This window comes from Mucilaginibacter sp. (assembly GCF_035492695.1).
Classification (GTDB): domain Bacteria; phylum Bacteroidota; class Bacteroidia; order Sphingobacteriales; family Sphingobacteriaceae; genus Mucilaginibacter.
In genome coordinates this window covers 191,409-212,662 of record NZ_DATJJC010000015.1, presented here as the reverse complement: position 1 = coordinate 212,662, position 21,254 = coordinate 191,409, and the positions used below count along the sequence as shown (strand labels likewise).

Here is a 21,254-nt window from a genome sequence, read left to right as displayed (position 1 = left end):
TATTTCACTGAACCTAACTAGCCTCGGCCAATTTTTCATTCGCTAACAGATCAAGCAGAGCCCTTTCAGCGGTGTTTAATTCCATAACGTCTACTTGCTTTTCCCCTTCCAGTTTGCTAATATATTTAAATATCGTACCCTCCTCATAGCTTTTGATCACCGACGGATGCACATAATATTTTTTACAAACGGTTCGGGTGTTGCCTAAATTGATGGCAACCTCATCCAATACGCTTACGATCTTCTTTTTGCATTCGGTAATGGTTTCAAATTCCCCTGCTTCCTTAAAGGCATATAAAGCACTAACACTACCTGCCCAGGTGCGGAAATCTTTGGCGGTAAAGTCTTCGTCGGTGATATTTTTAACGTAATCATTTACTTCACCCGAGCCGATAGAGTGCCGCTTTCCTTCTTTATCATAATATTGAAAAAGCTCCTTCCCCGGTATATCGCGGCATTGCTTTACCAGTTGCGCCAGTTTTTTACTGTGAAGCGATATTTTATGATAAACACCTTTTTTTCCCTTAAATTGAAAGTTAAGATCAGCGCCGTTTATCTTAACATGCTTATCCTGAAGGGTGGTAAGGCCAAAGGACCCATAAAGTTTTTTGTACATCTCATTGCCTATCCTGATACTCGTTAGTTCCATCAGGCGAACCACAAGCGCCAGAACCTTCTCGTGGTCGAGATTGGGGCGGGCCATATCTTTATCAACCTGTTTGCGTATGGCAGGGAGGTATTCGGCAAATAATTGCAGGCGATGGTATTTGGACTGATTACGTAATTTATTCCAGCCGGGATGATAGCGGTATTGTTTACGGCCAGCTGCATCCGTACCCGTAAATTGCAAGTGACTATTTTCCAGCGGCGATATCCACACATTGGTATAGGCCGGTGGAATTACCAACTGATTAAAGCGACGGATCAGGTCTTTGTCCTTAACCTGCTTGCCATCAGCATCATAAAAAGTAAATCCTTTGCCTGATCTTTTACGGGTATATCCCGGCGTTGAATCAGCCACGTAGCGCAGCCCCGCTGCCTTGGCGGTGATCACCGGGTCGCGCCCGATCTTTTCCAGTTTTTTGACAAGCCTGTTCACGTAAACAGAACAGCAGCAAATACTTTAAGTTTTCACAGTCGCCATTTTAACTATTGGCCATTGACTATTGACTATTGACTATTGACTATTGACTATTGACTATTGACCCCCTCACACTCCTTCCAATCCGTATTGCTTTAATACATCAGCAGGCACACCTTCCCATTTTCCGGGTGCATTGCCCTTGTAGCCCAGGTCATCTATTCCCATTTTACTGGTAAAAAAGCCGATGGCCGTCAGGTCACGCATCTTGCTGAAGAATGCAACACCCTGCTGCATATCAGGCCTCGCTTGCATAGGATAAGCTATCTGGTCCAGCACAGTTTTCTGAATGTCCGGCTTACAATCCTTAAATGCATTATTGTAATGATTCAGGCAATACACGTCGAGCCATTTCAAACCGCCGCGCATAGGCAACTGGTGCTGCGGTTCGTCCTTCACAATAAATTCGATAAAGTCGGGTACTTTGGCATCCGTTGCGCTGCCGCTATGAGCATCTTTCGGAATGATCAGGTCCGCTAACACGGCTATCGTAGCCATTTCGTGCGTATCGAAATAAGTTGCCTTCAAAAGGGCTTTATCACGCTCAGCCTCGAATGGCTGCCTGCCGGTGGTGTCAACGGCAGCAGCTTCGCTACCGCTTTCCTCCCCTGTTTTTGGGTGGCAACCGGCCAATACCGCACTTGCAGATAAGGTGCCTATACCCAATGCTTTTAAACTATCTCTTCTGTTCATGATTTTCTATTATTGATCTTAAACATTCTGTTTTCTACGCTGATCTATCAGGTACTCGGCAGTCCGCATGGATAGCGCGAGTATCGTCCAGGTTGGGTTCTTTTCCGATTGCTGGGTAAATACCGAACCGTCCGTTACAAACAGATTTTTACAATCATGCGCCTGGCCCCATTTGTTTAACGGCGCACGTTTCGGGTCGTCGCCCATACGTACCGTCCCAACCTCATGAATACCTTTGCCCGGCTTATCCAACCCGTAGTTGTTTTCGGCCGTCGCCGGCCTCATCAGCGGGATACCGCCCATCAGCTTTAATATCTCCGCCGAGGTTTCGGCCATGTGTTTAGCCTGGTTAACATCGTCCTGGCTCCATTTGTAATGGAAGCGAAGCACCGGCGTACCGTATTTATCCACTACATTCGGGTCTATCTCGCAATAGTTATCTTCCCTTGCAGTGGATGCGCCGTGGCATCCAAAACCTGCCATTGTACCATAAAACCTGCGATAATCGTCTTTAAGCGCCAAACCATAACCGCCGCCAGGTTTCATTTTGCCATCCGCACCGGGCAGGTAGCCGTTCAGCATCGGCACAAATGCGCCTTCGAAACCGAAATAGCCGCCATAGCTCGGCATCATCATTCCGCCGAATATCTCCAGGTGATAGCCTCTTGAAAAATCCAGTTTTTTGTTATCCAGCCACCACGGTGCATACAAGTGCAGGCTGCCTACGCCGTCTTCATTAAACCGTTTTCGGCCCATCAGTTGTGGGATGATGACTGCACCACCACCTTGCGTCGAGTCGTGCAGATATTTACCAACTGCATTGCTGCTGTTGGCCAATCCATTCGGGTGGCGCACCGACTTTGAATTAAGCAATATCCTGGCCGACTCACACGTACTAGCCGCCAATATCACCGTTTTGGCTTTAACCTGGTATTCCTGCATATCGTCCTTCAGGATATAGGAAACACCACTGGCTTCGCCTTCGTTGTTGGTCAGTATCTCACGTACAACGGCGTTAGTCACCACCTTCAAATTGCCGGTTTTAATAGCCGGAATAACCAAACACGATGATGATGAAAAATCACCATATATTTTACAGCTGCGGTTGCACTGCCCGCAAAAGAAACAGGCTTGCCTGTCGGTATTACCAGGCAGCGGCGCTGTCAATACCGATCCGCGCCCGGCTATTACCTTAATACCTGCAGCAGTGGCGGCTTTCTTTACAAATAATTCATTCAGGCGTGGCTTTGGCGGCGGCAAAAATATTCCGTCCGGATCGTTATCCATACCTTCCATCGAGCCATAGACACCTATCAGCCGGTCAACCTTATCATAATAAGGCTTTATTTCGTTATAGGTTATCGGCCAATCGTCGCCCACGCCATTGGCCGTTTTTGATTTGAAATCTTTTGGCCCCATGCGTAACGAAATACGCGCCCAGTGATTGGTGCGGCCACCCAGCATGCGTGACCGGTACCATTGAAAATCGGAACCGTCTTTTTGGGTATAGGGTTCGCCTTCCAATTCCCAGCCGCCGTATGATGCGTCAAAATCGCCCATTGGCCGCGTGGCGTTGCCGCCCCTGCGCGGCGACTGGTACGGCCATTTCAACTGATCGGAATCCTTCGCCGGGTCGAAAAATGGCCCTGCTTCCAGCATGAGTACTTTTATACCGGCGTTGGCAAGTACATAACCGGCCATACCTCCCCCGGCACCCGAACCGATAATGACCACGTCATACACGGCTGATGATCTTTTTATCTCCATGTTTTATTGAGTTTAAGACAAATTCATAGTCAAAAAAAGAAGTCATTGCGAGCGATAGCGCGGCAATCTCGTCGCCAACCACAGCGTTCACATATATCGAAGAGATTGCTTCGTCGTTCCTCCTCGCAACGACATAGTATATTGTCTTACGCCATCATTCCGGCTTTGATTGCCAGTTTTTTGGTGGCAGTAACGCCCGCGTAATCGTCCAGGTATTTACTGTCCTTGGTATACATTTTAAATAGGCCGCCTTCGTACTCGATACTAGCCCAACCGGTGAAGCCCGATTTTTTGATGATCTTAAACATCCGGTAAAAATCCGTTTCGGTATCGTCGCCATTGGCATCAAAAACATGTGATTTTACGTGGATACCTTTAGCATAGGGCATTAGTTCTTCTATACCTTTATAGCGGTCATATTCCTCTAAACATTTGGTTTTCATATACCCGGCAATGTCCTGCGTTTCGGGTTTTGTCCGGTTAATGCAGAAGTTCCCAAAATCTGCCAGCGTTCCGCAATGCGGACTATTTACCTGTTTCATAACCCCTGCCAGCCAGGCGCCGTTGCAGGATATACCCACATGATTTTCGACGATAACATCAATATTTTGCTTGCGCCCGTATTCTATCAGCCTGCCCAAACTATCTACTGCGGCTTTGGCTACCGCCTCGTGGTCGCCGTCACCTTCCACATTAACCCGTATCATCGGGCAGCCAAGGGTAGCTGCAGCATCCATCCATTTATAATGATTTTCTACTGCTTTCAAACGTACCGCATCATTAAGATCACCCAAAACTCCCTCGCCATCTATCATGATACGCAGGTTATAGCTGCCATTATCCGCTGCACGCTTTTTTAGTTCGCCCAGGTATTGGGTGTCTTTGGCCTTATCAGCAAAAAACATAGAGCAATAATCCAGTCCCAGTATACCCAACTCTTTGGATTTGGCGGCAAAGTCGAGCGGATCGAGCTGCTTGGTCCAAAATTCGCCCGCAAATGAAAATTGCGAAATAGCTATCTTGAAAAACAGGTCCTTCTCCGCATTCGCATATAAAAACTCGGGCAAGCTGGCGGCTATGCCTACCCCGGCTGCACCTATAGCAGCTTTTTTAAGAAACGATCTTCTGTCTATTCTGGTCATGATAATAAGTGTAATTGGTTTTATTTAGTAGGTTTTACAAAATGAAGGTAGTGATTAATTTTTCATTTAGTGAAATTTACTAAATAATTTTTATACACAGTTTGTTAAGTGTATTTTTATCCCATGCAAACCGAAGAGCAACTAAGAGATTTTATACTGAACGGACATCTAACTTATGTACCGCATGTGTCGCTCGATTGCGCCATTTTTGGTTATCATTCACAGCAGCTTAAGCTGTTGCTTATAAAACACAAAGCCATAAAAGATTGGTGCCTCCCAGGCGGTTATATCAAACGGACCGAAACCCTGGTTGAAGCCGCTAACCGGAATGTGAAGGAACGGACCGGTATCGATAATCTTTTCCTGCAGCAGTTCAAGACGTTCGGTGACCCTGACCGCGCCCGGACTAGCCAGTTTGATGAGGACAATTGGTTAGAGGCTATGGGCGTAAGAATTGACAAAACCAACTGGCTGATCGACCAGACTATATCCATCGGATTTTACGCGATAACCGATTTTTCGCGAACCGAGCCGCAATCAGATATGCTTGCCGTGCAATGCACCTGGTTTGATATCGATAACCTGCCAAAGCTGGATTTTGACCATGATGAAATGGTGAAAGAGGCCCTGCATACCATGCGCGTTCAATTATACCATTACCCCATCGGGTACAATTTATTGCCTGAAAAATTTACTTTAACAGAGATACACGCATTATACGAAACCCTGCTTGGCAAAAAACTGGACATCAGCAATTTTCCAAAAAAACTGATCGCACTGGGCCTACTAAAAAAGCTGGATGAAAAACGGAGCATAGGCGCCCACCGTTCGCCGCATTTGTATATGTTTGACAAAGCGCGGTATGAAGAGGCTCTTACAGAGGGGCTGGTATTGAGTTAAATAGTAATCATCTTCGGTCTTGCCGACTTTGGCTGACTTACGGACTACTTTCATTACATTTGGTAATGAAGCTGTTACCCATCAAAGAGCATCTCTATGAAAATCCGAAATTTGTTGGTCACCCTGATTGCATTGATAGTTTAGGCATGTGTATTGATTTTTACAAACGGGTTGGCTTTAACCCACCCTGGATATGTTATTATGTGGAACAGGACGGGCAATTAGTAGCGGCAGCAGCATTTAAAGGAAAACCTGTTGGAAACAAGGTCGAGATAGCCTACGGTACTTTCGATGCTTATCAAAATAAAGGCATTGGCACTAAAATAGCTGCCACCCTGATTCAACTGGCCCTGGAGACTGACCCATCGGTGAGGGTAACCGCGCAAACTTTAATGGAGGAAAACTACTCCACAAAAATACTCCGCAAAAATAATTTTGTGATCATTGGGACTGCAATGGACGAAGACGAGGGCGAAGTTTGGGAATGGGAGTATCAGGAGCCTCACCCCAACCCCTCTCCGGTAGAGAGGGGCTTTTAGTTCTATTATTCATTGCCGTCCCATTCATGGGACGATTAAAATAATGCTATCTGTCTGTTTCAGCCTAAATTGACCTTTATGTGACCGTTGATTTCTTTCAATCTTCACAACTTTACATCAATTCAAAATCACAAACACTTATGAAATACAATTTTTTAGGGAACACCGGTGTGGTGGTATCCGAACTTTGCTTTGGTACTATGACCTTTGGAGGCGAGGGCGGCATCTGGGGGAACATCGGCAAGCTTCAGCAGGACGCGGTAAACGAATTGATGAAAACCGTAGTGGATTCCGGCATCAACTTCATCGACACGGCAAACGTTTATTCTTATGGTTTATCAGAAAAACTTTTGGGGCAGTCGTTAAAGGATGTTGGCATTAACCGCAATGAGTTGGTGATAGCCACCAAAGTACGTGGTCGCATGGGTGAAGGCAAAAATTATGTTGGCCTCTCCCGTTTTCATATCTTCCAGTCGATAGACGAAAGCCTGCAGCGTTTGCAAATGGATCATGTGGATATACTTTATGTGCATGGTGTCGACCCGAAAACACCTGTTGAGGAAACCGTAAGAGCTTTGAACGATGTGGTGCTTACCGGCAAAGTTCGTTACGTAGCTGTGTGCAATTGGCCCGCCTGGATGGTGATGAAAGCTATCGGCATAGCTGAAAAGCATGGCTGGAACAAATTTATCGGCCTGCAATATTATTATTCATTGACCAGCCGCGATATCGAGCGCGAAGTTCTGCCGCTGGCCATCGACCAAAACCTGGCTGTTATGCCGTGGAGCCCGCTGGCAGGTGGTTTCCTGTCGGGAAAATACACACGCAATAATGAGAAAGCTGGCGACTCGCGCCGTGATGTTTTTGATTTCCCTCCGGTGAACAAAGAGAAAGCTTACAACATCATCGACGTGATAATGGAAATAGGTAAGCAATATAATGTATCGGCAGCGCAAGTGGCGCTTGCATGGGTCCGGCTGCAAAAAGGGATTACCAGTACCATCATCGGCGCAAAGAATGTCGATCAGCTAAAGGATAATGTTAATTCAACCGACGTTATTTTGTCGGAAGATGATCTGAAAAAGATAAACGAAGTAAGCGCCCTGCCGCGTGAATATCCGGGCTGGATGGTGGAACGGCAGGCGGCTGACAGGGAGATTAAATAGTCCGAAAGTTCGCATAAGTCGGAAAATCCGAAAGAAATGACCGGGATAAACTTCCGGACTTATGCGGACTTTCCGACTTCCGGACTGTTAAAGTTCGTTCAGAATTTTAACCACATATTCCACCTGCTCCGGGTGCACGTCCAAATGCGTCACAAAACGGATCCGGTGTGTGTCGGTGCTATTGGCTTTGATGCCTTTTACAAGCAATTTTTGAAGAACCTCTGATGCCGGGGCAATGGTATCGAACAATACCAGGTTGGTATCAGCTGGCATTACATATTTCACCCAGCTTTGGGCTTGCAGCGTATCGGCCAATATTCGGGCATGTGCATGATCTATTTTCAAGCGTTCGACATGATGGTCGAGCGCGTAAATTCCGGCCGCGGCCAAAAAACCTGCCTGGCGCATACCCCCGCCCAATACTTTGCGTACCCGGCGTGCATATTTGATGGTTTCTTTATCAGACAACAGCACCGAGCCAACCGGCGCACCTAATCCTTTTGACAGGCAAACAGATATTCCGTTAAAATATTTGCCATAATCGATAGCAGCATCACCGGTATTCGTAAGCGCGTTGAATATCCGCGCGCCATCCAGGTGCAGCTTCAAGCGTTTTTCTTTGCATAGCACAGCTATCGGCTTTATATCTTCCAGTTTATAACAACTGCCGCCCCCTTTATTCACGGTATTTTCCAGCACTACTAAGCTTGTGCGGGGGTAATGCACATTCTCAGCATTGATCTCAGGCGCTATCATTCCCGCAGTGATCCTGCCCCTGTCCCCATTAAGCAACCTTGTTGATACCGCCGAATTGAACGCAATGCCCCCGCCCTCGTACCGGTACACGTGCGAGGTTTGATCGGCTATCAACTCATCCAGTGGCTGGGTAAAGCATTTGATAGCTATCTGGTTAGTCATTGTCCCCGAAGGACAAAACAGACCTGCTTCCATACCAAATATGGCAGCAGCTTTGGCTTCAAGTGCGTTTACAGTTTCATCCTCACCGAAAACATCATCCCCCACTTTGGCTTCCCACATGGCTTCCAGCATGCCGGGGGTGGGTTTGGTAACGGTATCGCTACGCAGATCGACAGTTATCATATATAAAGGAAATTTGCGTTATTTTTGTATTGAACAATATGCGCCCAATTTTAATCATTTTATTTTTCATGCTGGTGGCTGTATCAGCAAAATCACAGAAATGGCAAAAAGGTTCCTTTACCGACCTTAAAGGCAATAAGGTGAGCGGCCTTATTCATGATAATCCTGGCGGCAAAGGCCCTATCAAGGACGAAGGATTTATCGAATTCAAAGACGACAGTAAAGCTAATCCTTATAAACTTAGTGCCAGCGACCTGAAGTCGTATATGGTTGGGCAGGATAGCTTTGTGGTAGCCCATGCACCGCATAACTCCAACTGGACCAAAAAAGAACTTGATTTTGTTAAAGTTGAACTGGACGAAGAAACTAAATTGTACATGGCCGACGTAGGCGCAGTTTCAGGCGGAGGAAAGGGTATAGGTGTGCGCCCAACGGGAGGTGTGGGTTTTGGTACCGGCCCTTACGGGGGAGGTTATGGCGGAGTTTCAATTGACGTTGGCGGCGGTCGCGGCAGGCGGGGGCCGATCCAGGCAACTTATTACTATGGTACCAATACTGCTGAAATGGACCAGCTTACACCCATGAACTTCGAAGACGTGATGAGCGACATCATGGGCGATGAACAGGAAGTTGTCGACAAGATACGCGCCCACCAGTTTGGCCTGGGGAATATCCAAAAGCTGATCGCTTATTTTAAACAAGTAAAAGAAGCTGAAAGCCAAAAGCAGAAAGCCGAAAGCACTCCGAACTGAGCTTTGGACTTTCTTTACGCTCAAATATTCTGCGCTATCACAAACCCGCTTGCCCAGGCCCATTGAAAGTTGTACCCGCCCAGCCAGCCCGTAACATCCACGCATTCGCCGCCAAAAAACAGGCCCGGTATCTTTTTCGCTTCCAGTGTTTTCGATGAAAGTTCATCCGTTGACACCCCGCCCCGCATTACTTCAGCTTTGTCATAACCCTTATCCCCTGCCGGCTTTACTTTAAACTCGTGGATCAGGGCAGCGATATTCTCCAGTTCAACTTTGTTTAGCGACGCCAGGTTTTTATCGGCAGGCAGCCGGTCACTCAGTGCTTCAGCAAATTTGCGGGTGAACAATCCGGACAAGTAATTCAGCAGCATCTTTTTTCCATTCACTTCGCGTTCTTGCTGTATCAGGTCGATAATATTTTGATGCGGCAGCAGGTCGATATAAATAAACTCGCCCGGCTTCCAATACGACGAAATCTGCAAAATAGCGGGGCCGCTCAATCCCCAATGGGTAAACAATATATTCTCTTCAAAACTTATCTTATCATTCCACACCCGGCAAAAAATGCTGTTACCGGATAATTGTTCGTACCAGGGCTGATCTTTACCGGTTATAGTCAGCGGCACCAATGCCGGCGCGGTGTCCGTTATTTTCAGTCCGAATTTCCGTGCTATCCGCAAGCCGAGGTCAGTCGCCCCCATTTTAGGAATCGGCAGCCCCCCGGCAGCTATAACAACTTTTTCGGCCAGCAGGCTGCTTTTTCTTCCGTTTCTGATAATTGAAACTTCAAACCCCACTCCAACCTTGGTAACATCCGTAACTTCGGTATCGCACCATATTTCCTGCCCCAGGTCGGCGCATAAATTGGTGAATACCTGTACCACGTCCTTTGCCTTATTGCTTACCGGGAAAAGCTGCCCCAACGTTTTCTCCTGCCCGGTAATACCATAAGTTTCAAAAAAACTAATGGTGTCCTCCACCGACCATTGTGCAAAGGCCGATTTACAGAAATGTTCGTTCTGCGATATGAACTGCTGCGCCGAGGCATAAAGGTTGGTATAGTTACATCGCCCTCCCCCGCTTATCAATATTTTGGCTCCGGGCTGTTCGTTCTTTTCCAGCACCAGCACACGCTTGGCCAAATAGCCTGCCTGTACGGCGCACATAAGTCCGCAAGCGCCGGCGCCTATTATTATTGCATCAAAATGGGTTTGTTTTGTTAAATTTGTGCTCATGGAGGCGGTTTCGCAAATATCTGAATTTGGAAAGATACTTATCTTTTTAATTACCGGAATTTTGGCCGTGGCATTTGCATTCTTTGTTTCGCGGCGGTTATCTCCCAATAATCCAAATGCCGAAAAGCTTACTTCGTACGAATGCGGCGAAGAGCCCACAGGGAATGCCTGGCTGCCATTCAACTCCCGCTTCTATGTTATAGCATTGATATTCTTGCTGTTTGATGTCGAAATGGTGTTTATACTTCCCTGGGCTACGGTGTTTGGCGATAAAACCATCATGAGTATCGATAACCGCTGGGGCTGGCTTTCTCTCATTGAAATGTTCGTGTTCCTCGGCATACTGATACTTGGACTTATATATGTTTGGGTAAAGGGCGACCTCGACTGGATCAAGCCAAAACCAGCTATACCAACCACGGATACGCAGGTCCCTGTTTCCCTGTATCAACAATTGAACAAGCAGCAAGGTGCCTACAAGGTTAAGGACTTCAGCCTGGAACCGGTTGCCACACAACAGACTGCAACTCCGGCTGCTGCCACTGCCGCTCCAATAAGAAAACCCATGTTCAAACCAACATTCAAAAAGCCGGACAATGAATCCTGAGAGCATGAACGAAAGCGGCGGTGTGGTGGTCACCAAAATGAACGACCTGCTTAACTGGGCAAGGTTGTCATCGCTATGGCCGCTGAGTTTTGGCATTGCCTGCTGCGCAATCGAGATGATGGGTTCCTTTGCCTCTACCTACGACATGGACCGCTTCGGCGTGTTTCCCCGCCCGTCGGCACGGCAGGCAGATGTGATCATCATAGCAGGCACGGTCACTTTCAAAATGGCCGAACGCATCAAACGCCTGTACGAGCAAATGCCCGAGCCTAAATATGTCATTTCCATGGGTTCCTGCTCCAATTGCGGTGGCCCGTACTGGCAGCACGGTTATCATGTGGTTAAGGGGGTCGACCGGGTGATACCGGTGGATGTGTATGTACAGGGTTGCCCGCCACGTCCCGAGGCACTTATTGGTGCCATACTGGAACTGCAGAAAAAGATCGAAACCGAACAGCTCATCAAAGGCTGATTTTCCCGGTACACTAAGTGTTCACGCCGCCGCCGCTTGCCAAACACAGCGTCATCTGAAAGCCCTGATTATCAAGCTACCCAAAAATAACAGACACCAAAAAGTGCCCCATTTTTAACATTTTCGTGAACACGTTTTTTGGGGATTGGGCAATGGTCATCAGGCATTGGGAGATCACTCAAAAAACGAGAATATCCCACTCCCAACTATAACCTTTCGCCTTTTACCTTTCACCTTTTCTACTGACAAACCACTGTCACCACTTTTATCAACCTAAACACTTAAATTTGACGGTGCCGTTATAACAAACTAATCACCGTCCTCATGAAAAAGATCGCCCTAAGCCTTTTACTTTCAATAGCTACCCTTTCCGTATTCGCCCAGGCCACCAACCGGGTAATGAGTATTTTCCCGAAAGGCACCCTGCTTTACGATGACCTCCCTTATGCCGGCGATACCCTGCACAAACACTTGCTGGATATTTACCTGCCGCCGCAGCATAAGGATAAATACCCCGTGGTGATATGGATACACGGCGGCGCCTGGATGTCGAACGATAAATATGCCGATATGGGCTATATGACGCAAACGCTCAAGGGATTTATCGACAGCGGTTACGCCGTTGCCTCTATCGATTACCGCTGGAGCACGCAGGCCATTTTCCCGGCACAGGTGAAGGACTGCAACCAGGCCATCGAGTACTTGTACCAGCATGCCGAACAGTTCCTGCTCGACCGTAAACGCTTCGCTGTGATCGGTTTTTCTGCGGGCGGTCACCTCGCTAACTTACTTGCCCTTTCAGCCAATAACGATATAAAAGATTTTTATGCTGATGGAAAAAAGCCGCATTTTAAGATCAAGCTCGTGCTCGATTTTTATGGCCCTTCAAACCTGGTTACCCTTACCGGGAGCAACAACGAGGACCTTAATAACCCGGTCGCGTTATTATTAGGCGGCCCGGTAAGCCAAAAAATGGACCTGGCTAAAAAAGCAAGCCCTATTATTTATATCGATAAAGACGACCCGCCGTTCCTGATCGTACAAGGCGAAAAAGATCAGTCGGTAAACCCCGAACAGGCAAAATCTTTAAGTGCAGCGCTTACTTCATTCGGCGTAAAAAATGAACTGATCATCGTACCCGGCGCACCGCATTACGGCGAAATGTTTGATGCGGAAAGTATCAGGAAAAGAGTATTTTTTTATTTGGGTAAGTATTTAAAATAGTTATAACCGCTTTATGCGTGAAATCGAGAGGGATCGGCGTGAATCCACAGGGCATGAACAATAACTTTTAATCACCGTCCTATGCCGTGCATAAAAATGGATTTTGGAGGTTTTGGAACAACCCTCTTTATTGCTTGCAATAGAGAGGGTCGACAAGCGCAGCGACGTAGGGGTGAGTCCACGGCGAAAATAATTAAAATGGAAAGTCTTGGTGAGTGACCTACGGACCAGCTTTACAGCCCCCTGCGCATTGTCCTTCTGCTTCTGGAATGCTCCCTCACAATTTCCTTCAGCAGCGATTGCAGCACAACGGCGTTCCAGTCGATGGAGAAAACGCAGCATTTGTATTGACGCGCATTGTCGGTGTGGTGTATCATGAAATAATTCTGATAGCTTTTTATAGCGATCTTGTCCCAGGGCAGGTGATTATTTTTGTCCCAGCTTATGCCATCCGCATGAAATGTCACACCCGACAGCTCGAACAACTGCTGGATATTATATAATTCGGTATAGTAATTAAGCTGGTTGTCCAGGTAAAAGTCCCAGGTGTTTTGCAGAAGTTCGGCCCATGTGCGGTAATACTCTTTACGTTTGATGCCGAATACACTGTTGAGTTTGATACGGTAAATTTCGCAGTTGAAATTTTTGATCTCGATAAAATACTGACGGCCGAAACTGAACTTATACCCCCGTAATTCGCGCACACCAAACCTGAACGCCGCTATACTGTCGCACGCTATAAACTTGCTTTGCCTGATACCAAAAGGTTGCTCAATAGTTAAGCCCCTGGGGGCAAACACGATCCTTTTGATTACCCTTTCCTGTATCAATCCGGTTATAGCAATAGTATTTTGGGGGTCGGTCATTAACATCTAAATGTATGAAAAACAGCCATTAATAATCAAGAGATGTGTATAAATATTTCTTTTTTGTTAAAACAAATTTCAAGCGTCAATTGTAAAACGCTTAAATTCATTATATCGTATTAATTATCAGTTATTTATATCTAACAACCATTGGTTGTAAAAAAGCCTCGTTTTTTCAACATTCAATATTCATAGCGTTTCTGTGTTAACAACCTATTAACATCAATTGTACTTTCCACACTAAGCGGATAGTCCTGGGCGGTATTTTACAGCCCAAAAGGCACCTGCGAATGCACAATTTTTATTTCGTTACCGGCAAAGCCTCTTTGCATTTTTGTAATAACCATCCTGGTACACCAGGCAAGCAAGTAAGCAGCACGAGGTATTTCCAAAAGTTTGCTTTAGGGCTATTAAAACAAAACGACCCGGCACTAATAGTACCAGGTCGTTTCGTTCATTTATACTAAAAGTCTTTTGTCTACTTCAGCAGTACGTCGCTTAATCCATGTACCACGCCATTGCCGGCCTGCAGGTTATATAATAACACATCAGCCTTGTTTCCTTTATCATCGGTAAGTATTAATTTTCCGGTGTAGGAAAGTGTTAGTGTTCCGCCGTCAAGTGTTTTGAATTCTACCTTACGGTCTTTCGAAGCATTCAGCGCCTTAACAATATCGTCTTTTGCAAACTTCCCCACAACGGTATGTGCTTTTAGCAAGGTAGCCAGTTTAGCAGGATCGCTTACTAAGCTGTCCAATTTGGCTGTTGATAGCTTTGCGAAAGCATCATTCGTAGGGGCAAAAACTGTAAATGGACCGGCAGCGCCCAAAGCGTCCTGCAAATTTGCAACCTTGATCAGGAAAGCAGCTACCCCACCCCGTTCCGACGACTGAGCAGCATCAACAACGGTTGCCGGTGGTGTCGTCGTTTGCGCGAACGATGTTTTTACAAATAAGCAGAAGGTTAGTAAAGCGGTAATAATTAAAACTGGTTTTTTCATATAATTCAATGGTAATTTGGGTAAAAAAATATTTAAACGGCTTTTTATTCTTAAATATTATAAAATATCGGCCACAATTATCAAAAACAGCGGCGATGATGAATAGTTTGCGAAAAATAAAAAAGTTTTAGTTTAAAACACCCTCTTTATAATTGTAAATTATATGTTACAGTGTTTATATCGGGTAAAAACAAAAGGCACCGCGCAAAGCAGGTGCCTTTAAAATATAATGACTAAATTAATTATTGAGCAGGTTATTTACTTTCCTCAAATTTATCGCCCGGCAATTGGATCTGCCGGCCGGGTTCGTCAGGGCTTACTGCCAAAAGGGTGATCTTACCGTCTTTGCCTTCTATTGTCACGGTGAAATCGCGGGTATCACCATTGTCTCTTTTTAGCGTAACGTTCAGCGTCGTTTTGCCGGTTTTGAAAGGAACCGACCAATCGCACGTGTAGGATTTGACGTCTCCGGTCATCTTCTGGCCGTCATTATCGTTCGCTGTAAAAACGGTGATAGCTGATTTACTAAATTCAACTGTGGTTTTTTCATCCTGGCTGTCCTGTAAAGTCCCTTTATCGTCCAGGTGTTCAGTTTTTGATGAGGTAAACGTGACTTTTTTGTCGCATTGTGCGGTGGCTATGGTGCTGCCTGCTGCAAACACCAATAAGGAGAGAATTAATTTTTTCATGTCGATAATTTGATAATTTTGATTTTACGCTAAGATAAGTATTTAACATGGTATTATGCAATACATAGTTCTATAATAATATACAACTAATTGATTACCATGCGTTTATTTTTCCATTTTTCATAAAAAATGGCTACGTTTAACTATAAACCTGGAGGAAGCAAATGAATACCGACAATAAAATAAAAACATTGGTGCGCCTATGCCTCGTAACAGGCACACTGGACGCCATCGCAGCTTTATTGATAAGTTATAAGGTATCGCCTGCTGTAATATTTAAATTTATTGCCAGTGGTTTGTTTGGCAAGGCCGCTTTTTCAGGTGGTGCTGTAATGGTTTTCTGGGGATTATTATTCCATTATTGCATAGCCTCGGTGTTCAGTATCCTGCTTTTTTTATTATATCCTGCTTTTATAAAAGTGATCAGGAACAAATTCATGGTCGCTGTGGTTTTTGGCCTGGTAATATGGGCGGTGATGAACCTGGCGGTATTGCCTTTAACTAATATCCCTAAACGTACCGGCGGCATTAAACCCCTACCGCTCATCGAAGGCATACTCGCATTGATCATCGCCATTGGTATTCCTGTTGCTGTAACAGCCGAAAGGTATTACCGGAAACTTTTGCTGCGAAAGACACTCGATGTGTAACGCAATACCTGCTGCTGCCCAATAGTATATTCCGAAACATAACCGATCACTGATCTTCCAAACTTTTCCGTTAAATTTGCCTGCTCAGAATGAAAGCGTTTTACGGAGACCTCAAACTCGGAATTTTAGGCGGCGGACAGCTCGGCCGCATGCTTATCCAGCAGGCGATCAATTATAATGTAACGGTTAAAGTGCTCGACCCTGATCGCGAGGCGCCTTGCCGTAAGCTGTGTGACGAATTCGTGGTCGGTTCTTTGGGCGATTATGAGACCGTCTATAAATTCGGTAAGAAGGTGGACATGCTCACCATTGAAATAGAAAAGGTGAATGTTGATGCGCTGGAGCAATTGGAAAAAGAAGGTGTGCTGGTTTACCCGCAGCCGCGTATCATCCGCCTGATACAGGATAAAGGCTTGCAAAAACAGTTTTTCAAGGAAAACAGCATCCCTACGGCCGAGTTCCAGGTGATATCATCGCCGGAACAATTAAGAAGCAGCCATATCCCCTTCCCTTATATCCAAAAATTGCGCCGCGACGGATATGATGGCAAGGGCGTTTATAAGGTGATCGACGAATCTTATTTGGCCAAAGCCTTTACCGAACCAAGCCTGATAGAGCGTTGGGTAGATTTTGAAAAAGAGCTGGCAGTCATCGTTGCCCGCAATGCCGATGGCGAAACCAAAGCTTTCCCGATGGTCGAGATGGAGTTTAACCCGCAGGCCAACCTGGTGGAGTTTTTAATATCCCCTTCTACCTTTCCTTTTGAGATACACGAAGAAGCCGAACGCATCGCCAAAAAAGTAGCCGAAAGTCTCAATATCGTGGGTTTGCTTGCAGTCGAGATGTTCCTTGATAAACAAGGCCGTATTTTGGTGAACGAACTGGCCCCGCGCCCACATAATAGCGGCCATCAAACCATTGAGGGTAACGTGGTTTCTCAATTCGAACAGCATTTACGGGCGATATTCAACCAACCACTTGGCGATACCTCCTGCCTTAACAACGCCATCATGATCAATGTTCTCGGCGAGGCCGGATACGAGGGCCCCGCTGTTTACCAGGGCATTGAAAAGGTACTGGAATGTGCGGGTGTTTACATACATTTATACGGCAAGGCGCTTACCAAACCTTTCCGCAAAATGGGCCACGTAACCATTGTGGATGCCGATCGGGAGAAAGCGATAGAAAAGGCGAGATTTGTGCAAAAGACGTTAAAAGTGATAGCTTAGGTTCACAGAAATCATGAACCATCAACTATAAACTATGAACCAAAATAACCAACCCAAAGTCGGTATCATCATGGGCAGCAAGTCAGACCTGAACGTAATGCAGGACGCCGCTGATGTTTTAAAAGAATTAGGTGTATCGTACGAGATCACCGTCGTATCCGCTCACCGCACTCCCGAACGTATGTTCAGCTATGCCAAATCGGCTGCCGACCGTGGCCTGAAGGTGATCATCGCAGGTGCAGGCGGTGCGGCACATCTGCCCGGCATGGTAGCCTCGCTTACCTATTTACCGGTTATCGGCGTACCCGTAAAGTCCAGTAACTCCATCGATGGCTGGGACTCTATCCTGTCCATCCTCCAAATGCCGAACGGTATACCCGTAGCAACAGTGGCACTTAACGCCGCTAAAAATGCCGGAATTTTAGCCGCCCAGATCGTTTCCACAGGCGATGAAAGCATTATAGCAAATCTTATTGCTTACAAAGATCAACTGAAACAAAAGGTCGAAGAATCGGCAAGGGAGATGGAGAGTTAGTCCGAAAGTCGGAAAGTCCGCATAAGTCCGAAAGTATTTAAATAGAAACGGATTTAAATTTCCTTTTTACAAAAAACTTCTTTCGGACTTCCGGACTTATGCGGACTTTCGGACTATCCTACAACAACCGTTCATCATCCACTGATATAACCATCCTCACAACGTCTTACCTTTGCCGAGGTATGAACGATCTGAACATATACACCATCACTTCAGCCATTGCCGACCCGGTACGGCTGTCGGTGATGATCTACCTCATCAGGGGGCGTGCCTCCTATGCCGGGATCCAGCAGCACCTGGAAATTTCGCAAAGCAATCTTTCCAATCACCTGGCGGTACTTGTGCGCGCCGGGCTTATCAGAAAAATAAACAATGGTCGCCGGAATGATTATGAAATAGCCGGGGCCGATGTCGCTCAGTTGATTGAGCTGCTACAGAACATGCAAAAGGTGCCCGCGCACCGGCCCGTTATTAAAAACATAGCGATAGCACGTACCTGTTACGACCATGTTGCCGGGAAACTGGGCGTGTCGGTATTTAACGCACTGAAAGATCGCGAAGCGATTATGTATAACGCGCCCGACACCAGCCCAACCTACTTTTCTGAAGAAGTGTCCCTGGGTATCAATGCCGAAAAAACTTTTCAGGCTTTAGGGGTCGATCTGCCGCCGGCCAATTCTGCACGGCGCAAATACATTTATGCCTGCCTCGACTGGACGGAGAAAAAACCCCACCTGGCCGGCGCAATCGGCGCAGCTTTATGCCAGGCTATGATGGAACAAAAATGGGTGGTTCGCAACGACGAAAAACGGGTACTCCGTGTTACCGACACAGGCCAGGCCGCTTTAAAAAATATAATAGATCTCGATTTTAATGCTTACTGCAACGGATAATAATACCTACAGGACCATCAGGCCCAAAATACTATACTTTGGAACACCCGTAGCGTTAATTACTACTATAGATGAATCCGGCAACGCCAATATCGGCCCCATGTCATCGGTTTGGGCATTAGGTTATAAGCTGGTGCTTGGTCTCGGCTGCAACGGCAAAACTTTCAGCAACCTGGTAAATCAAAAGGAATGCGTGGTTAATATGCCTTCGGCATATCTTCATGAAAACATCGAAAGAATAGCCAGGCTAACCGGCGCATATCCTGTTCCGGATAGTAAAAAAGCTTTATACAGCTACGAAAAGGACAAATTTTCGGCAGGCGGGTTCACAAAAATGGATGCACAAACCGTTCGTCCGCCGGCCATAGCGGGTTGCCCGCTGCAGTTAGAGGCTGTGCTGGATAATTATACTATTTTGGAATATGATGAAGAAGGCAATCCGGGTACAGCAGCCATGACGGTGGAAGTGATCAATGTAAGGGCACATGAGGATATCATTACGGGAACCGAGCATATTAACCCCGAAAAATGGTCACCCCTCATCTACAATTTTCGCCACTACTATGCTTTGGGCGAACACCTTGGAAAAACCTTTAAAGCGGAGATTTAGATGTTAGTCCGAAAGTCGGAAAGTCCGCATAAGTCCGAAAGTGTTTAAGTGGTAATTGGTTTAAGCTCACAATCCACAAACATCCTCTTTCGGACTTCCGGACTTATGCGGACTTTCGGACTAAAAATTAATTCAATTCCGGGTTCTCCGGGAAATTGGCAATATGCGCGTAGCGCTGCCCCAGGCTCTTCACAACATCCTTCCACAGGGTCTGCTCTTCATGGGTAAATAATATCTCCGGGGTGTATTTATCGGTTACTATCCAGGCATCGCTGCCAATCTCGGCATCCAATTGTCCTGCTACCCAGCCGGAATAGCCCATAAAAAACCTGATTTCGCCTGCCGTCAATCCATAATTAGAAACCAGTTCCTTCACCGCTTCAAAATCACCGCCCCAGTAAATGCCATCGGCCAGTTCTATCCCACCCTCAATTTTGTCGGGGACGCAGTGTATAAAGTGCAGGGTATCGTTCCCAACCGGTCCGCCTACATACACCGGAAACTCAGAATATTGAATATCAGGCAGCAGGTCGCCCAGCAAAAACTCGCTTTCGTGGTTCAAAACAAAGCCCATGGCGCCTTCATCGCCATATTCAGTAAGCAGCAGCACCGATCTTTTAAAGTTCGGGTCGAGCATAAACGGTTCAGAGATCAGCAGCCTGCCGGCATCGGGTGCAATAAGACTAAGCATTCGTATAATTTTATTTCTTTATAACGGCTAAGGTAAAAATATGTTCATATTATCAAAATATGAAATACCTCATTAATATACGGCGTATTTAATTTGTAAGTTTGCACAAATGAACCAGCAGGATATACAAAATATACGCAGCGACTACGCCGCATCTTCCCTTTCCGAAAAAGATACCGCCGCCGACCCCATAAAGCAATTTGACAAATGGTTTAATGAGGCGCTGAAATCGGAGCAAAGCGAACCTACCGCCATGACCCTGGCAACCGCCACGCATGACGGACGCCCTTCTGCCCGTATTGTGCTGATGAAAGGTTTTGACAGGGAAGGCTTTTCCTTTTATACCAACTATTTGAGCCGGAAAGGAAAAGAATTGGCCAAAAACCCGCTGGGCGCCGTTGTGTTTTTTTGGGATTCGCTGGAAAGACAAGTTCGCATCGAAGGCACTATTGAAAAGCTGGACAGGGCAACGTCTGAAAAATATTTTATGACCCGCCCCCGTGCCAGCCAGTTAGGGGCAGTTGTCTCACCTCAAAGCCAGGAAATAGAAGGGCGCGAGGTACTTGAAGAAAAATTGAAAAATGCCGAAACACAATACGCGGATAAAGACGTACCCAAACCCTCACATTGGGGCGGCTATATCCTTAAACCGCGCCTGATCGAGTTCTGGCAGGGAAGGCGAAGCCGTCTGCACGACAGGATTGTTTATAAAAAGATCGATAACAAAACCTGGAAAAAAGTTCGCCTGGCGCCATGAGTCTGGATGAGATCAAAGCAATATTGACAACCAAATTTGGCGATGGTGTCATCGTTGGTGAAGAAACCGGCGGGTTACAGCCAGCTTTGCTGATTGATGCTGCCCGTATTGCCGATGTTTGCCTGGAGCTTCGCGATAATCCGAAAACTTATTTTGATTTCCTGTCGTGTCTCAGCGGGGTTGATTACGGCGTGGAAGCTGGTCGTTTTGGTGTGGTATATCACCTGGCATCAATTCCCTACCAAACACAACTGACATTAAAGGTAAGCAGGGAGAACGATCGCGACCCGGATAATTTACCTTCATTCCCATCTGTTAGCCACGTTTACCGCACCGCCGACTGGCATGAACGTGAGGCTTTTGAAATGGAAGGGATATTTTTTGAAGGCCACCCTGATCTGCGAAAGCTTTTATTGCCGGATGACTGGGAAGGTTATCCGTTACGAAAAGATTATACCACGGTAGATAAGTATTATAAAGAAATTAAAATTGATTGATTTCGAAGATAAGCGCGGTGTCACCCTGAGACTCTCGAAGGGTGAGCGTAAGGCCTTTACCCGCATGTTTCGAGAGCCTCAACATGACACCCAACTTA

The 21,254-nt window shown here is 46.3% G+C and carries 24 protein-coding genes; 14 read left to right on the top strand and 10 right to left on the bottom strand.

Going from position 1 to position 21,254, the window contains the following annotated elements; translation table 11 throughout:
* Positions 1–13 precede the first annotated feature (13 nt).
* The 4 genes from VL525_RS10820 to VL525_RS10805 form a co-directional block, all read right to left on the bottom strand.
* The gene (locus tag VL525_RS10820; protein WP_325386305.1) at positions 14–1,099 is read right to left on the bottom strand and encodes a DNA topoisomerase IB; all 1,086 of its coding nucleotides are present in this window, start codon (positions 1,097–1,099) and stop codon (positions 14–16) included.
* Positions 1,100–1,210: 111 nt separating this feature from the next.
* Complete coding sequence (locus VL525_RS10815) at positions 1,211–1,834, bottom strand: gluconate 2-dehydrogenase subunit 3 family protein (RefSeq protein WP_325386303.1); 624 nt, start codon at positions 1,832–1,834, stop codon at positions 1,211–1,213.
* 18 nt (positions 1,835–1,852) lie between these two features.
* Positions 1,853–3,601 (bottom strand): GMC family oxidoreductase, encoded by a 1,749-nt coding sequence (locus tag VL525_RS10810; protein ID WP_325386301.1) that lies wholly within the window; start codon positions 3,599–3,601, stop codon positions 1,853–1,855.
* Between the two features lie 146 nt (positions 3,602–3,747).
* Positions 3,748–4,743, bottom strand: coding sequence for a TIM barrel protein (locus tag VL525_RS10805; protein WP_325386299.1), 996 nt, complete (start codon positions 4,741–4,743; stop codon positions 3,748–3,750).
* A 123-nt stretch (positions 4,744–4,866) separates the two neighbouring features.
* Here VL525_RS10805 and VL525_RS10800 point away from each other — a divergent pair, with 123 nt between their 5' ends.
* The 3 genes from VL525_RS10800 (at position 4,867) to VL525_RS10790 (ending at position 7,348) form a co-directional block, all read left to right on the top strand.
* Positions 4,867–5,643, top strand: coding sequence for an NUDIX hydrolase (locus tag VL525_RS10800; protein WP_325386297.1), 777 nt, complete (start codon positions 4,867–4,869; stop codon positions 5,641–5,643).
* A gap of 65 nt (positions 5,644–5,708) precedes the next feature.
* On the top strand, positions 5,709–6,182 hold the full coding sequence (locus tag VL525_RS10795) for a GNAT family protein (protein ID WP_325386295.1): 474 nt from the start codon (positions 5,709–5,711) through the stop codon (positions 6,180–6,182).
* A gap of 140 nt (positions 6,183–6,322) precedes the next feature.
* Positions 6,323–7,348, top strand: coding sequence for an aldo/keto reductase (locus tag VL525_RS10790; RefSeq protein WP_325386293.1), 1,026 nt, complete (start codon positions 6,323–6,325; stop codon positions 7,346–7,348).
* 87 nt (positions 7,349–7,435) lie between these two features.
* Here the strand turns inward: VL525_RS10790 and VL525_RS10785 are convergent, their stop codons facing one another.
* On the bottom strand, positions 7,436–8,449 hold the full coding sequence (locus VL525_RS10785) for a GntG family PLP-dependent aldolase (RefSeq protein ID WP_325386291.1): 1,014 nt from the start codon (positions 8,447–8,449) through the stop codon (positions 7,436–7,438).
* Between the two features lie 68 nt (positions 8,450–8,517).
* On the opposite strand from VL525_RS10785, the gene VL525_RS10780 reads away from it, so the two are divergent.
* Positions 8,518–9,201: a hypothetical protein gene (locus VL525_RS10780; protein ID WP_325386289.1), complete on the top strand. Its 684-nt coding sequence runs from the start codon at positions 8,518–8,520 to the stop codon at positions 9,199–9,201.
* Positions 9,202–9,221: 20 nt separating this feature from the next.
* Here VL525_RS10780 and VL525_RS10775 read toward each other — a convergent pair whose 3' ends face one another.
* Complete coding sequence (locus VL525_RS10775; protein ID WP_325386287.1) at positions 9,222–10,436, bottom strand: NAD(P)/FAD-dependent oxidoreductase; 1,215 nt, start codon at positions 10,434–10,436, stop codon at positions 9,222–9,224.
* On the opposite strand from VL525_RS10775, the gene VL525_RS10770 reads away from it, so the two are divergent.
* The 3 genes from VL525_RS10770 to VL525_RS10760 all read left to right on the top strand — a co-directional run bounded on the left by VL525_RS10770 (position 10,435) and on the right by VL525_RS10760 (position 12,739).
* Entirely contained in the window at positions 10,435–11,043 is a 609-nt protein-coding gene (locus VL525_RS10770; protein ID WP_325386285.1) for an NADH-quinone oxidoreductase subunit A, read from the top strand. The genes VL525_RS10775 and VL525_RS10770 overlap by 2 nt on opposite strands.
* Positions 11,033–11,515: an NADH-quinone oxidoreductase subunit B family protein gene (locus VL525_RS10765; protein WP_325386283.1), complete on the top strand. Its 483-nt coding sequence runs from the start codon at positions 11,033–11,035 to the stop codon at positions 11,513–11,515. Before VL525_RS10770 ends, VL525_RS10765 begins: the two co-directional genes overlap by 11 nt.
* A gap of 324 nt (positions 11,516–11,839) precedes the next feature.
* Positions 11,840–12,739, top strand: coding sequence for an alpha/beta hydrolase (locus tag VL525_RS10760; RefSeq protein ID WP_325386281.1), 900 nt, complete (start codon positions 11,840–11,842; stop codon positions 12,737–12,739).
* A 233-nt stretch (positions 12,740–12,972) separates the two neighbouring features.
* On the opposite strand, the gene VL525_RS10755 is transcribed toward VL525_RS10760, so the two are convergent.
* The 3 genes from VL525_RS10755 to VL525_RS10745 all read right to left on the bottom strand — a co-directional run bounded on the left by VL525_RS10755 (position 12,973) and on the right by VL525_RS10745 (position 15,294).
* Positions 12,973–13,605 carry a hypothetical protein gene (locus VL525_RS10755; protein ID WP_325386279.1) on the bottom strand — a complete coding sequence of 211 codons (633 nt, stop codon included), beginning with the start codon at positions 13,603–13,605 and terminating at the stop codon, positions 12,973–12,975.
* A 478-nt stretch (positions 13,606–14,083) separates the two neighbouring features.
* Positions 14,084–14,605, bottom strand: coding sequence for a fasciclin domain-containing protein (locus VL525_RS10750; protein ID WP_325386277.1), 522 nt, complete (start codon positions 14,603–14,605; stop codon positions 14,084–14,086).
* 254 nt (positions 14,606–14,859) lie between these two features.
* Positions 14,860–15,294, bottom strand: a complete 435-nt coding sequence (locus VL525_RS10745; protein ID WP_325386275.1) for a hypothetical protein — start codon at positions 15,292–15,294, stop codon at positions 14,860–14,862.
* 164 nt (positions 15,295–15,458) lie between these two features.
* Here VL525_RS10745 and VL525_RS10740 point away from each other — a divergent pair, with 164 nt between their 5' ends.
* From VL525_RS10740 to VL525_RS10720, 5 genes are all read left to right on the top strand, one after another.
* Positions 15,459–15,944: a hypothetical protein gene (locus VL525_RS10740; protein WP_325386273.1), complete on the top strand. Its 486-nt coding sequence runs from the start codon at positions 15,459–15,461 to the stop codon at positions 15,942–15,944.
* 89 nt (positions 15,945–16,033) lie between these two features.
* Positions 16,034–17,173 (top strand): 5-(carboxyamino)imidazole ribonucleotide synthase, encoded by a 1,140-nt coding sequence (locus VL525_RS10735; protein WP_325386271.1) that lies wholly within the window; start codon positions 16,034–16,036, stop codon positions 17,171–17,173.
* A gap of 34 nt (positions 17,174–17,207) precedes the next feature.
* Complete coding sequence (purE, locus tag VL525_RS10730; protein ID WP_325386269.1) at positions 17,208–17,708, top strand: 5-(carboxyamino)imidazole ribonucleotide mutase; 501 nt, start codon at positions 17,208–17,210, stop codon at positions 17,706–17,708.
* A gap of 182 nt (positions 17,709–17,890) precedes the next feature.
* Positions 17,891–18,601: a metalloregulator ArsR/SmtB family transcription factor gene (locus tag VL525_RS10725; RefSeq protein WP_325386267.1), complete on the top strand. Its 711-nt coding sequence runs from the start codon at positions 17,891–17,893 to the stop codon at positions 18,599–18,601.
* Positions 18,582–19,211: a flavin reductase family protein gene (locus VL525_RS10720; protein ID WP_325386265.1), complete on the top strand. Its 630-nt coding sequence runs from the start codon at positions 18,582–18,584 to the stop codon at positions 19,209–19,211. The genes VL525_RS10725 and VL525_RS10720 overlap by 20 nt, the downstream gene beginning before the upstream one ends.
* Before the next feature lie 127 nt (positions 19,212–19,338).
* On the opposite strand, the gene VL525_RS10715 is transcribed toward VL525_RS10720, so the two are convergent.
* Complete coding sequence (locus tag VL525_RS10715; protein WP_325386263.1) at positions 19,339–19,902, bottom strand: YqgE/AlgH family protein; 564 nt, start codon at positions 19,900–19,902, stop codon at positions 19,339–19,341.
* A 109-nt stretch (positions 19,903–20,011) separates the two neighbouring features.
* Between VL525_RS10715 and pdxH the strand changes: the two genes are divergently transcribed.
* Positions 20,012–20,659, top strand: coding sequence for a pyridoxamine 5'-phosphate oxidase (pdxH, locus tag VL525_RS10710; protein WP_325386261.1), 648 nt, complete (start codon positions 20,012–20,014; stop codon positions 20,657–20,659).
* A complete protein-coding gene (locus VL525_RS10705) occupies positions 20,656–21,156 on the top strand; it encodes an NADH-quinone oxidoreductase subunit C (RefSeq protein WP_325386259.1) in 501 nt (166 codons plus the stop codon). The genes pdxH and VL525_RS10705 overlap by 4 nt, the downstream gene beginning before the upstream one ends.
* Positions 21,157–21,254 lie beyond the last annotated feature (98 nt).